This is a genomic window from Kitasatospora sp. NPDC001309 (assembly GCF_042896295.1).
Taxonomy (GTDB): Bacteria; Actinomycetota; Actinomycetes; order Streptomycetales; family Streptomycetaceae; genus Kitasatospora.
In genome coordinates this window covers 126162-138715 of record NZ_JBIAXC010000024.1, presented here as the reverse complement: position 1 = coordinate 138715, position 12554 = coordinate 126162, and the positions used below count along the sequence as shown (strand labels likewise).

At 73.7% G+C, this 12554-nt stretch carries 12 protein-coding genes and 1 pseudogene; 3 read left to right on the top strand and 10 right to left on the bottom strand.

Going from position 1 to position 12554, the window contains the following annotated elements:
* From ACFY2K_RS23835 to ACFY2K_RS23825, 3 genes and pseudogenes are all read right to left on the bottom strand, one after another.
* Positions 1-105, bottom strand: a pseudogene (locus tag ACFY2K_RS23835) (ABC transporter ATP-binding protein); the annotation flags it as partial.
* Between the two features lie 205 nt (positions 106-310).
* Positions 311-1288 (bottom strand): TerD family protein, encoded by a 978-nt coding sequence (locus ACFY2K_RS23830; RefSeq protein ID WP_387713826.1) that lies wholly within the window; start codon positions 1286-1288, stop codon positions 311-313.
* Positions 1266-2564 (bottom strand): hypothetical protein, encoded by a 1299-nt coding sequence (locus tag ACFY2K_RS23825; RefSeq protein WP_387713823.1) that lies wholly within the window; start codon positions 2562-2564, stop codon positions 1266-1268. Before ACFY2K_RS23825 ends, ACFY2K_RS23830 begins: the two co-directional genes overlap by 23 nt.
* Positions 2565-2860: 296 nt before the next feature.
* On the opposite strand from ACFY2K_RS23825, the gene ACFY2K_RS23820 reads away from it, so the two are divergent.
* Entirely contained in the window at positions 2861-3043 is a 183-nt protein-coding gene (locus ACFY2K_RS23820) for a hypothetical protein (RefSeq protein ID WP_380530800.1), read from the top strand.
* Between the two features lie 33 nt (positions 3044-3076).
* On the opposite strand, the gene ACFY2K_RS23815 is transcribed toward ACFY2K_RS23820, so the two are convergent.
* Positions 3077-3709 carry a maleylpyruvate isomerase N-terminal domain-containing protein gene (locus tag ACFY2K_RS23815; protein WP_387713820.1) on the bottom strand — a complete coding sequence of 211 codons (633 nt, stop codon included), beginning with the start codon at positions 3707-3709 and terminating at the stop codon, positions 3077-3079.
* A gap of 89 nt (positions 3710-3798) precedes the next feature.
* On the opposite strand from ACFY2K_RS23815, the gene ACFY2K_RS23810 reads away from it, so the two are divergent.
* On the top strand, positions 3799-4737 hold the full coding sequence (locus tag ACFY2K_RS23810; protein ID WP_380643463.1) for a DUF2797 domain-containing protein: 939 nt from the start codon (positions 3799-3801) through the stop codon (positions 4735-4737).
* 173 nt (positions 4738-4910) lie between these two features.
* Here the strand turns inward: ACFY2K_RS23810 and ACFY2K_RS23805 are convergent, their stop codons facing one another.
* The 4 genes from ACFY2K_RS23805 to ACFY2K_RS23790 form a co-directional block, all read right to left on the bottom strand.
* Entirely contained in the window at positions 4911-5222 is a 312-nt protein-coding gene (locus ACFY2K_RS23805) for a hypothetical protein (RefSeq protein ID WP_387713817.1), read from the bottom strand.
* A gap of 378 nt (positions 5223-5600) precedes the next feature.
* A complete protein-coding gene (locus ACFY2K_RS23800; protein WP_380408316.1) occupies positions 5601-6338 on the bottom strand; it encodes a succinate dehydrogenase/fumarate reductase iron-sulfur subunit in 738 nt (245 codons plus the stop codon).
* A complete protein-coding gene (locus tag ACFY2K_RS23795; RefSeq protein ID WP_380530830.1) occupies positions 6335-8281 on the bottom strand; it encodes a fumarate reductase/succinate dehydrogenase flavoprotein subunit in 1947 nt (648 codons plus the stop codon). The genes ACFY2K_RS23800 and ACFY2K_RS23795 overlap by 4 nt, the downstream gene beginning before the upstream one ends.
* Before the next feature lie 11 nt (positions 8282-8292).
* Positions 8293-8997 carry a succinate dehydrogenase cytochrome b subunit gene (locus tag ACFY2K_RS23790; protein ID WP_380408312.1) on the bottom strand — a complete coding sequence of 235 codons (705 nt, stop codon included), beginning with the start codon at positions 8995-8997 and terminating at the stop codon, positions 8293-8295.
* Positions 8998-9093: 96 nt separating this feature from the next.
* Here ACFY2K_RS23790 and ACFY2K_RS23785 point away from each other — a divergent pair, with 96 nt between their 5' ends.
* The gene (locus tag ACFY2K_RS23785; RefSeq protein WP_380530814.1) at positions 9094-10029 is read left to right on the top strand and encodes a LysR family transcriptional regulator; all 936 of its coding nucleotides are present in this window, start codon (positions 9094-9096) and stop codon (positions 10027-10029) included.
* 46 nt (positions 10030-10075) lie between these two features.
* Here ACFY2K_RS23785 and ACFY2K_RS23780 read toward each other — a convergent pair whose 3' ends face one another.
* Both ACFY2K_RS23780 and gcl read right to left on the bottom strand, forming a co-directional pair.
* Positions 10076-10564, bottom strand: a complete 489-nt coding sequence (locus ACFY2K_RS23780; RefSeq protein ID WP_380530817.1) for a glutathione peroxidase — start codon at positions 10562-10564, stop codon at positions 10076-10078.
* A 148-nt stretch (positions 10565-10712) separates the two neighbouring features.
* A complete protein-coding gene (gene gcl, locus ACFY2K_RS23775; RefSeq protein ID WP_380530820.1) occupies positions 10713-12494 on the bottom strand; it encodes a glyoxylate carboligase in 1782 nt (593 codons plus the stop codon).
* Positions 12495-12554 lie beyond the last annotated feature (60 nt).

Below are 12554 nucleotides of genomic sequence, written 5' to 3'. Positions count from 1 at the left end.
GTCCAGGGCGACGACCCGGGTCTCCCCCTCCCCGTAGACCTTGTTCAGGCCGGTGGCGCGGGCGGCCGCCAGGCCGGTACGGACGGCGGTTGCGGGGAAGGACACGTGGACTCCTGGGAACGAATCGGATTTTCCTACCGATCCATCCTCCCAAGCGGTTCGCGCCCGATTCGTATGCCCATCGGACGGTCGGACCCCGCCGACCCGGCGGTGCGGCGGGGGCGTTCTCCTCCTCAGGTATGACGCGTCCCTGAGGGCCCAAGTCCCGGGAACCGCCGACCGGTCGGGCCGGGACCAAAGTCCCGGCCCGTCACTCCACCGCGACGCCGAAGGCCGTCGCCAGCCCCGTCAGACCGTTCGTCACCGCCCGCGCCGAGGGCTCGAACTGCCAGCCCGCGGACGCCCGTCGGAAGCTCCCGAGCAGCATCGCCGAGTCCGGCACGCCGCCGTTCGCCCCCGGCCACTTCGCCGGACCGCCCGCCCCCGGGCCGTACTCCGCCGCGACGGCCAGCCCGTACACGTAACCGAGCGGCAGCGCCGGGTGCTCCTCCTCCTCGGTGGACACCGCCAGCACCACCTCGTCCACGGCGGCCGGCAGCCGGTGCAGGTCCAGGCTCAGCCGGGCCGCCCGGGCCGGCTCGCCCGGCACCGAGTGGGTGGGGTGCAGCCGGACGGCGCCGTCCGGGTCCTGGGGGTTGTTGAAGAACACGAAGTGCTCGTCGCTCAGCACCCGGCCGCGGGCGCACAGGAACGCCGTGACGTCCAGCTCCACCGGGTCCCCGCCGGCCGTCCGGCTCTGCCAGCTCACCGTGAGGCTGCTCTGCGGGGCGTCCGGCTCCGGCCGCCCCGCCGCCGCACCGCCCGCGCCGGCCGTCCGGCCTGCGGCGCCCGTACCGCCCGTACCGGTTCCGCCGCCCGCACCGCCCGCACCGGCTCCGGCGTCCGCACCGCTCCCGGCACCGCTTCCGGCACGGCCCCCCGCGCCGCCGCCGAGCCGGCCGCGCAGCCCCTGGTCGGCCAGCAGCTCCACCAGCTCCGGGCCGCTCACCAGGGTCAGCGGCTTGCCCTCGATGTAGCTGTACGAGCCCTTGCCGAAGCCCGCCGTGGTCACCAGGATGCCCTTGATCGCGCCGTGGTGGCGCACGGTGGACTCCAGGTCGCGCACGGCCGTCGGCGGGACGGTCTTCCGGTACCGCTTCGCCTGGATCACGATCTTGCCGCCGGTCACCGGGTCCAGGTCCTCGGCGACCACGTCCACCCCGACGTCACCGCTGCGGGCCGTCGTCATCACCCGGAAGCCGCAGCCGGAACAACTCGGCGATCAGGTCCTCGAAGTCCAGCGGATCCATCTCGAAGAGGTCCGGGTCCTCCTCGCCGAAGTGCCCGGCCAGGCTCCCGCCCACCGACTCCGGCAGCCGGTCCGGCTTCACCTCGTCCAGCCGCTCCGGCCGCGCCGACAGCTTGCCGCCCAACCCCTGGAAGCACTCCACCGGGGCCACCCGGTCCAGCGCCAGCCCCGAGAACTCGGCCCGGGTCGCGGTCAGCGTCGACAGGAAGCGCTCGGCCTCCCGGCCCGTCGCCGGATCGATCCCCAGCACGAAGCCGTTCACCACCACCGAGTCCAGCATCCCGTCCCGGTCCGCCCGGAACAGCTCGGCCGCCAACCGCAGCGCCGACTGCGCCAGCACCTCCCGGTACAGCGCCTTGCGCTCGGTCGCCGGCCGGGCCACCTCCGCCTCGCGGTCGTCCGCCTTCACGTACCGCACCCGCCCGGCCGCCGGCACCACGTCCGGACCGGGCAGCTCCCAGTTCACCACCAGCTGACGGCTCGACACCTCCCAGGCCGCCACCAGCCGGTGCGGGAAGCCCTCCGGCCAGGCCGCCGAGGCGTACAGCCCCGCCGTGAAGTACTCCTGCACGGCCTCCGGCTCGCCCGCCCGAAGCCGCCGCAGCAACTCCTCCGTCCCGGCGCCGCGCTCCTCCTCCTGCCGACGGAAGCCCTCCGCCCACCCCAGGTACTCCTGGTGGTACGCGGCCAGCCGGGACTGCCGGTCCGCCTCCCGGGCCTGCGCGGCGTACCAGTCCTGCTCGAACCGGGCCCGGGCCTGCGCCAGGTACTGCTCGTACTGGCGGCGCACCCCGGCGTTGCGGGCCTGCGCCGCGTCCGGCGGCGGCACGTGGTAGGCGGCGGACGCCTGGTCCGGCATCGGCACCGGCACACCCAGCGGCCCCGGATCGAACGGCGGCACCGGGCGCGGCGCCAGCAGGGCCTGCGGCCCGAACGCCGGCGCGGCCAGGCCGGCCGCCAGCAGCCCGCGCAACTCCTCCACCCGGGCGTCCAGCTCCGCCGTCCGCCGGGCCACCTCCGCCTCCCGCGACTGCTGGTACGCGCGCTGCGCCTCCCGCTCGTCCCGGGCGGACGCCCGCTGCGCCTCCCGCTGGGCCCGCTCGTGCCGGCGCAACTCCGCCGCCTCGGCACGCCAACGGGCCTCCTCCCGGCGCTGCTGCTGCCGCTGCGCCTCCGCCCAGACCGCCAGCACCCCGCTGTTCCGCCGCCCCGCCACCAGCCACCCCTTCGCACTCACACCGACGCGGCCGCCGCGCGCCACCTCCGGGCACCACCGCCGACCGCGCCCGCCAGAATAGAACGTGGACGCCCCGCCCGGCCAAGCCCCCGCGACCTGCACGGCTCCCGCCCACCCGCCCCGCCCGCGCCGCCCCGACGGGCGACACCGGCCCGAGCCCTGCGGGGCCCGGCCGTTGGGGGCGTCTGGCGCCTCGTCGGGTGGGCGTCGTGGAGGTGGACAGCGGGGGCGGCCGGGCGGATCATCGTCAGGAGACCGATCCAGGGGGAGAGTTCATGAGCATCAGCAGTGCCGTCCGGGCCGCCGCGGTGGCCGCCGTCGCCGGGATCGCCGTGCTGGCGGCCGGTGCGGTGCCGGCCGCCGCGACGGGGGCCCCGGACACGGGCAACACCTACCCCGCCTTCGTGGTGCCGGCCGGGGACCCGGTCTCCGGTCAGGTCGACGCGCCCGTCCGGTAGCCCCTCGGACCGACGCGCCCGTACGCCGGCCCGTCAGCCGCGCGGTTCCGCGTACCAGCGCCAGTCGGTGCGGCGGGGGTGGTCGGGGAGGGTGGCGCGGCCGGTGGCCCACAGGAGGGTGGGCCAGGGGGCGGCGGTGCGGGGGACGTCGGGGAACAGGCGCGCCAGGGTGCGGGCGCAGAGGTCGGCGGGCGGGTCCCAGGGGAGGCCGAGGCCCTGGGTGGCGTCGTGCAGGTGGACCAGGGTCTCGACCAGGCTCATGGCGACGAAGCCGCTCGGGTCGGCGAGGCCCCAGGGGTGGTACGCGCGGGCCTGCGGCGGGGCGACCCGGGCGATCGCGACCATCAACCCGCCACTGGCGTCGAGGACTTCGAGCAGCCCCGGGACGCCGCCGGCCGGGTCGGCGCGGACGAAGTTGTTCGGGCCGCCCGGGGCGCGGCGGGTCGCCACGAAGGGCACGTACCGGTCGCGGGGCGGTCGGGCCGGGCCGAGCTGGGCCGCGTAGGCGAGGAGGTCGTCGGCCAGGTGCTCGACGGTCTCCCAGCAGCTCCAGTCGAGGCCACCGGCGGGCCGGGACCAGTCCGCGTCCGCCGGGGCGCCGGAGAGGGCGTCCACGGCGAGGCGGAGGGCGAGGGCGAGGTCGTCCGGGGTCGGTGAGTCGATCATGGACGGATGCTAGGGCCCTCGTCCCGAGGGATTGTCGGTGGGGCCGGGTAGCCTGGCCGGGTTCGAAGAGCTTCCAGGGAGGGATGCCCGTGACGGTCCCCGCACCGCAGCACCCGGACCGGCCCGCCGGCTGGGTCTCCACCGGCCTGAGCTGGCACGACGGCCGGGCCCTGCTCTGCGCCGTGCACGGCGCCCGGGTGCACGAGCGCGCCGTGGCGCCCGGTACGGAGGTCGGCTGGCTGCTCGGCGGCCCGCGCCGCTGCGTGGGCGCCTGGCTGGCCGGGGCGACGGAGCGCACGCCCTGCCCGCACCACGCGGTGGTCGACCCGGGCGGCAGCGCCACCCAGTGCCCGGCCTGCCAGAGCGTGGACCGCGGCCTGGCCCTCGCCCGGGACCAGATCCTCGACGACGGCCGCACCTACCTGCTCTACCTCGCCTGGTTCGGCGAGGGCCTCTTGAAGGTCGGCCTGACCGCCGAGCAGCGCGGCGACAGCCGGCTGCTGGAACAGGGCGCGCTGGCCTACGCGTTCACCGCGCGCGGCGGCCTGCCCGCGGTGCGCCGCGCCGAACTCACCGTCGCCGCCTCGGGCATGGCGCGCGAGCGGTTCAAGTCCCGGATCAAGACCGACCACTGGTGGTCGCACGGCGACGCCGCGCACCGCCGCGCCGTGCTGACGGAGGCCCGGGCCCGGGCGCACCGACTGCTGGACGGGCACGCCGTGGAGCTGCTCGCGGACCGCCCGGTGACGGACCACGTGGAGCGCTACGGCCTGGCCGGCGGCGCCCCCGAGACCTACCGGGAGGTCACCGGCCTGGCCGCGGGCGCGGTGGTCGCCGGTACGCTGCGCCCGCCGGTGGGGCGGCACCTCTTCCTGGACCAGCCGGACGGCTCCGGCCCGCTGCTGCTGGACACCCGACGGCTGACCGGCTGGACGCTCACGCCGGCGGTCGGCCGGGCCTCCGAGGGGCTGGTCCTGGAGGAGCGGGTCCGCCCGCCGGAGCCGGACACCCAGGAGGCGCTGTTCTGAGGGCGAGCGCCTCCTGAGGCAGGATCCTCATCGAGATCCTCATCGACATCGACATCGCCAGGCCCAGCGTGGGTGCGGCGACGTCCCCCGGCTCGCGGGTCAGTCCGGTGGGCTCGTGGCAGGCGCAAGCGCTGTGTCGAAAGCGGTACTTGACGGATGCCCGGAGGAGCTGCTCAGCCCAGCTTGCCGCGTACCCCGCCCGGTCCGGAGCGCGCCCGCCGGGACAGCGGCGGACGGGACGGGCGGATGTCGGCGCGCCCGGCCGGGACCGGCTCGACGGCCTCGGCGGTGCGCCGGGCCAGCGCGGCCCGGGCGGCGGCCAGGGCGACCCGGGCGAGCAGCGGGTCCTCCCGGAGGCCCGCCGTGCGCTTGGACGTCTGACAGGGGGAGCACCAGACCGGCGAGGCCGGCCCGTCCGGATAGACCATGCCCTCCGGCGGCAGGTAGTGCCCACCGCACTCGACGCACTCGAAGACCAACCTCATCCGACGATCACCGTCCCGGATCCGTGGCACCGACCGCAGGGTGACCAGAAGGTGTGAACGCTGGGCACCATGCCTCCTTCCTCGTCCAGTTCGACCGTTGCCTCGGTCTTCTGGGTCCCCCCGGACCCGCCGCAGCCGGAGCAGGACTGAACCTCGGGCATATGCCGTCCTCCCGTAGCGGAGCACCACCGTAGCGCGATTTTCCGCCAGGAAGCACCGCGTGCGGCGTTCCACCACTCGTTCGGGGAGCGCGAACTCCCCTCGCACGCCCCGGAGAACAGCGTCGGCCCCTCGCCTGAGCACCAGAGCGAGGGGCCGACCGTCTTGGGGGAGCCGAGGCGAGCCGAGGGGAGTCGAGGGGAGTCGAGGCGAGGGGCGTCAGCCGCGGGCGGCCCGCAGGAACTCCCGGTTCATCGCCGCGATGCTGGGCAGCGGGATGCCCTTGGGGCAGGCGGTGGCGCACTCGCCGGTGTTGGTGCAGCCGCCGAAGCCCTCGGCGTCCATCGCCGTGACCATGTTGCGCACCCGGGCGGAGCGCTCCGGCCCGCCCTGCGGCAGCACGTTGAGGTGCACCACCTTGGCGGAGGTGAACAGCATCGCCGAGCCGTTCGGGCAGGCAGCCACGCAGGCGCCGCAGCCGATGCACTCGGCGTGCTCGAAGGCGGTGTCGGCGGCCTCCTTGGGGACGGGCGTGGCGTGCGCGTCGGGGGCGCTGCCGGTGGGGGCGGTGATGTAGCCGCCGGAGCCGATGATCCGGTCGAAGGCGGAGCGGTCCACCACGAGGTCCTTGACCACCGGGAAGGCCGAGGCCCGCCACGGTTCCACGTCGATGGTGTCGCCGTCCCGGAAGTGCCGCATGTGCAACTGGCAGGTGGTGGTGCGCTCGGGGCCGTGCGCCTGGCCGTTGATGACCATGCCGCAGGCCCCGCAGATGCCCTCGCGGCAGTCGTGGTCGAAGGCGACCGGCTGGTCGCCGCGGGTGATGAGTTCCTCGTTGAGGGTGTCGAGCATCTCCAGGAAGGACATGTCCGGGCTGATGCCGCTGACCTGGTAGGTGGTCATCGAGCCGGGTGCGTCCGGGCCCGCCTGGCGCCAGATGCGCAGGGTGAGGTTCATGCGTAGCTCCGCTGGGTGGGGTGGACGTGTTCGAAGTCGAGGTGCTCGCGGTGGAGGACGGGGGCCTCGCCGGTGGCGGTGAACTCCCAGGCGGCGGCGTAGGTGAAGTCCTCGTCGCGGCGGGCGGCCTCGCCGTCGGGGGTCTGGCTCTCGGTGCGGAAGTGGCCGCCGCAGGACTCGGCGCGGTGCAGCGCGTCCAGGCACATGAGTTCGGCGAGTTCGAAGTAGTCGACCAGCCGGTTGGCCTTCTCCAGGGACTGGTTGAGCTCCTGGCCGGTGCCGGGCACCTTGATCCGGCGCCAGAACTCCTCGCGCAGCTGCGGGATCCGGGCCAGGGCGCGCTTGAGCCCGGCCTCGTCGCGGGCCATCCCGCACTCGTCCCAGAGCAGTTCGCCGAGTTCGCGGTGGAAGGAGTCCGGGGTGCGGTCGCCGTCGACGGAGAGGATCAGGTTGAGCCGGTCCTCGACCTCCGCCTCGACCTCGGTGAGCACCGGGTGGTCGGCGGGGACGGGGGCCACCGGGTTGCGGGCCAGGTAGTCGTTGAGGGTGGGCGGCAGCACGAAGTAGCCGTCGGCCAGGCCCTGCATCAGCGCGCTGGCGCCGAGCCGGTTGGCGCCGTGGTCGGAGAAGTTGGCCTCGCCGATCGCGAACAGGCCCGGGACGCTGGTCTGCAGGTCGTAGTCGACCCAGAGCCCGCCCATCGTGTAGTGGATCGCCGGGTAGATCCGCATCGGCACCCGGTACGGGTCCTCGGCGGTGATCCGCTCGTACATGTCGAAGAGGTTGCCGTACTTGGCCTCGACGGCCTCCCGGCCCATCCGGCGGATCGCGTCGGCGAAGTCCAGGTACACGCCCTGGCCGCCGGGGCCGACGCCGCGGCCCTCGTCGCAGACGTTCTTGGCGGCCCGGGAGGCGATGTCGCGGGGCACCAGGTTGCCGAAGGAGGGGTAGATCCGCTCCAGGTAGTAGTCCCGCTCCTCCTCCGGGATCTGCCCGGGCGGGCGGGTGTCCCCGGCGGCCTTGGGCACCCAGATCCGGCCGTCGTTGCGCAGCGACTCGCTCATCAGGGTGAGCTTGGACTGGTGGTCGCCGGAGCGCGGGATGCAGGTGGGGTGGATCTGGGTGAAGCACGGGTTGGCGAAGTAGGCGCCGCGCCGGTGGGCCCGCCAGATGGCGGTGGTGTTGGAGTTCTTGGCGTTGGTGGAGAGGTAGAAGACGTTGCCGTAGCCGCCGGTGGCGAGGACGACCGCGTCCGCGGTGTAGGAGCGGATCTCCCCGGTGACCAGGTCCCGGGCGACGATGCCGCGGGCCCGGCCGTCGACCACCAGCAGGTCCAGCATCTCGGTGCGCGGGTGGAGTTCCACGTTCCCGGCGGCGATCTGCCGGGAGAGCGCCTGGTAGGCGCCGAGCAGCAGTTGCTGGCCGGTCTGGCCGCGGGCGTAGAAGGTGCGGGAGACCTGCACGCCGCCGAAGGAGCGGGTGTCCAGCAGGCCGCCGTACTCGCGGGCGAAGGGCACGCCCTGGGCCACGCACTGGTCGATGATCTCCACCGACACCTGGGCGAGCCGGTGCACGTTGGACTCGCGGGCGCGGAAGTCGCCGCCCTTGACGGTGTCGTAGAACAGCCGGCGGACGGAGTCGCCGTCGTTGCGGTAGTTCTTGGCCGCGTTGATGCCGCCCTGGGCGGCGATCGAGTGGGCGCGGCGCGGGGAGTCCTGGAAGCAGAACTGGACGACGTGGTAGCCCTGTTCGGCGAGGGTGGCGCCGGCCGCGCCGCCGGCCAGGCCGGTGCCGACCACGATCACGGTGTGCTTGCGCCGGTTCGCCGGGTTGACCAGCTTGGCGTCGAACCGCCGCTGGTCCCAGCGCTGTTCGATCGGTCCGGCGGGGGCCTTGGTGTCGGCGACCGGCGCGCCGATCGCGTAGTCCAGGTAGCTGTTCACGTCGGCGCTGCTCACTTCACCACTCCGAACATCACGGCGAGGGGGACGGACAGGAAGCCCGCGGTCAGCACCAGCGCGAGGCCGTCGGCCGTCAGCTTGAGCGCCTTGTCGCGGCGGGCGTTGTTGGCGCCGAGGGTCTGCGCGGCGCTCCAGAAGCCGTGGCGGATGTGGAAGCCGAGGGCCACCACCGCGAGGATGTAGAACACGTCGCTGTACCAGCGGCCGAAGGTGCCCACGATGTTCTGGTAGACGTGGCCGTGCTCGGCGACCGGGTTCACGGTGAGGGTGGTGAGGTCCAGGATGTGCCACACGATGAACAGCCCGAGGATCACCCCGCCCCAGCGCATGGTGCGGGTCGCGTAGCTGGCCCGGCGGCGCCGGTGCACGTACTTGCTCGGGCGGGCGGCGAGGTCCCGGCGGCTGAGCTGGTACGCGGAGACGCCGTGCAGGACGACGGCGGCGACCAGGCCGGCCCGGGCGATCCACAGGAACCACTCGTGGCCGAGGAAGGGCTGGCCGATGGTGCGCAGCCAGGCCGCGTAGCCGTTGATGTCGTCGGGGCCGAAGAAGACCTTGAGGTTGCCCAGCATGTGCGCGACCAGGTACAGCAGCATCGCCAGTCCGGTGACGGCCATGACCGCCTTCTTGCCGACGGTCGACCGCCACAGGGTCACCAGGGTGGACGGATGCCGGGCCGTCCGAGTCGCGGTTGTCATGGCAGCAACGGTAGGGACGGCGGCCAGGGTGCGTCCAAGACATGCTGCGGCTGGTGACGATAGCCAGGGCCTATCGTCGCGGCTTAACCTGGTGGTGTGCAGCTCCAGCAACTCCGCTACTTCCTGGCCGTCGCCGAGACCCGGCACTTCACCCGGGCCGCCGAGGCCGAGCACGTCGCCCAGCCCTCGCTCTCCCAGCAGATCCGTTCGCTGGAACGGGAGTTGGGGGCCGAACTGTTCCACCGCACCCGGGGCAACATCGCCCTCACCGACGCCGGGGACGCCCTGCTGCCGCTCGCGCGCCGGATCCTCGCGGACACCGAGAGCGCGCGGCTGGCCGTCCAGGAGACGGTGCAGCTGCGCCGCGGCCGGGTCCGGCTGGGCGCGCCGCCGAGCCTGTGCACCAGCCTGGTGCCGGACGTGCTGCGGGTGTTCCGGGACCGCTACCCGGGCGTCGCGCTCGGGGTGCGCGAGGGCGGCTCGCGCGACCTGGTGCGCTGGCTGGCGGCGGGGGAGCTGGACCTCGCGCTGATCATCACCCCGACCAGCGGGGAGGCGGCGCCCGCCCTGGCCGTCACCGAGCTGCTGCACGAGGCGCTGGTGCTGGTCTCGGCCGAGCCGCCGGGCGGCGGGCGGCGCCCCCGGCGCACCGTGCGGGTGGCCGAGCTGGACGGGCGGCCGCTGGTGATGTTCCGGGAGGGCTACGACGTGCGGGAGGCGGCCCTGGCGGCCTGCCGGGCGGCGGGCTTCGAGCCGGAGTTCGCGGTCGAGGGCGGCGAGATGGACGCGGTGCTGGGTTTCGTCCGGGCCGGGCTGGGGCCCGCCGTGGTGCCCGGGATGGTGGCGGCCCGCTCGGGGCTGGCCGTCACACCCTTCGCGGGGCCGGGGCTGGGCCGCACCATCGCCGTCGCGCACGGCCACGAGGTGCCGCTCACCCGGGCCGCCGAGGCCCTGCGCGCCACCCTGCTGGAGCACCTGCGCGAGGCCGCCAGGGCGGGCGAACTCCCGCCCGGCACAAGGCTGTTGCTGTAAAGGGAAAGGGCCGCCCGGAGGCGGCCCTTGTCCTGGACGGGCGGCGTCAGGCCGGCAGCACGGCCTCGATCGCGGCGATCAGCTCGGCCGACTCCGGCTCGGTCCGCGGCCGGATCCGGGCGGCCACGGTGCCGTCCGGCGAGATCAGGAACTTCTCGAAGTTCCAGCTGACGTCACCGGCCGCGCCCTCGGCGTCGGCGACCTGGGTCAGCTGCTGGTAGAGCGGGTGCCGGTCGTCGCCGTTGACGTCGATCTTCTCGAACAGCGGGAAGGTCACGCCGTAGGTGGTGGAGCAGAAGCTCTGGATGGACTCGGCGCTGCCCGGCTCCTGCCCGGCGAACTGGTTGCACGGGAAGCCCAGCACGGTGAACCCGCGCTCGGCGTACCGCTTCTGGAGGTTCTCCAGGCCGGTGTACTGCGGGGTCAGCCCGCACTTGGACGCGACGTTGACGATCAGCAGCGCCTTGCCCTTGAAGTCGCCCAGCGAGGCGGGCTCGCCGGACAGGGTGTGCAGCGGGATGTCGTACAGGCTCACGGTGGTGGTCCTTTCGGCAGGTCGGCAGCGGGGGTCTCGCCCGGGCACACGCTAGCGGCCCCGGACAGCTCAACCGCGCCGGCCCCGCCGGTGTTCCGCCTGGCAGGGGCGTACGGAGCGGCTCGTACGCCCCCGCCGGGCGGTGTTCTCAGAGCGCCAGCGGCTTGATCGCGGTCGGCGCGTGCTCGGGGAGCGTGGCCAGCTCCTCGAACTCGTTGACCTTGTCGATGTCGGCGGCGGACATCGAGATGTTGGTGACCCGCTCCAGGATCGCCTCGACCACGACCGGGACGCGGAACTCGGCGGCCAGCTTCTTGGCCTCCTCGAAGGCCGGCAGCAGGCCCTCCGGCTCGGTGACCCGGATCGCCTTGCAGCCCAGGCCCTCGGCGACCTTGACGTGGTCGACGCCGTAGACGCCCAGCTCCGGCGCGTTGATGTTCTCGAACTCCAGCTTGACCTGGAAGTCGATGTCGAAGCCCCGCTGCGCCTGGCGGATCAGGCCGAGGTAGGAGTTGTTCACCAGGACGTGGACGTACGGGATCCGGTGCTGGGCGCCGACCGCCAGCTCCTCGACCATGAACTGGAAGTCGTAGTCGCCGGAGAGCGCGACGATCTGGCCCTCGGGGTCGGCGGTGGCGACGCCCAGCGCGGCCGGGATGGTCCAGCCCAGCGGCCCGGCCTGGCCGCAGTTGATCCAGTGCCGCGGCTTGTAGACGTGCAGCATCTGCGCGCCGGCGATCTGGGACAGGCCGATGGTGGTGACGTAGCGGGTCTCCGGTCCGAAGGCCCGGTTCATCTCCTCGTAGACGCGCTGCGGCTTGAGCGGCACGTTGTCGAAGTGGGTGCGGCGCTGGAGCTGGGCCTTGCGCTCCTGGGTGGAGGCGGCCCAGGTGCTGCGGTCCTTGAGGGTGCCGGCGGCCTTGAGCTCCTTGGCGACCTGGACGAACAGCTCCAGCGCGGCCTTGGCGTCGGAGGCGATGCCGAGGGTGGGGGCGAAGATCTTGCCGATCTGGGTGGGCTCGACGTCGACGTGGACGAACTTGCGGCCCGCGGTGTAGACGTCCAGGCCGCCGGTGTGGCGGTTGGCCCAGCGGTTGCCGATGCCGAGGACGAAGTCGGAGGCGAGGAAGTTCTCGTTGCCGTAGCGGTGCGAGGTCTGCAGGCCGACCATGCCGGCGTTCAGCTCGTGGTCGTCCGGGACGATGCCCCAGCCCATCAGGGTCGGGACGACCGGGACGCCGGTCAGCTCGGCGAACTCCAGCAGCAGGTCGGCCGCGTCGGCGTTGATGACGCCGCCGCCGGCCACGATCAGCGGGCGCTCGGACTCCTGGAGCAGCGCGATGGCCTTCTCGATCTGGATCCGGTTGGCGGCCGGCTTGTAGACCGGCAGCGGCTGGTAGGCCTCCGGGTCGAAGTCGATCTCGGTCAGCTGGACGTCGATCGGCAGGTCGATCAGGACCGGGCCGGGGCGGCCGGAGCGCATCAGGTGGAAGGCCTGCTGGAACACGCCGGGGACCTGCGCGGCCTCCAGGACGGTGGTGGCGGCCTTGGTGACCGGCTTGGCGATCGAGGCGATGTCGACGGCCTGGAAGTCCTCCTTGTGGAGGCGGGCGACCGGGGCCTGGCCGGTGATGCACAGGATCGGGATGGAGTCGGCGATCGCCGAGTACAGGCCGGTGATCATGTCGGTGCCGGCCGGGCCCGAGGTGCCGATGCACACGCCGATGTTGCCGGCCTTGGCACGGGTGTAGCCCTCGGCCATGTGCGAGGCGCCCTCGACGTGCCGGGCCAGGGTGTGCCTGATCCCGCCGGAGGCCTTGAGGGCGGCGTAGAAGGGGTTGATGGCGGCACCCGGGACACCGAAGGCGACGTCGACGCCTTCGAGCTTGAGGATCTCCACGGCCGCGCGGGCGGCTGTCATACGAGGCATCGGGTCTCTCCTGCGTCGGCCCGCAGTGGCTCGGAGGGCTCATCTCCTGAATTCCACCAT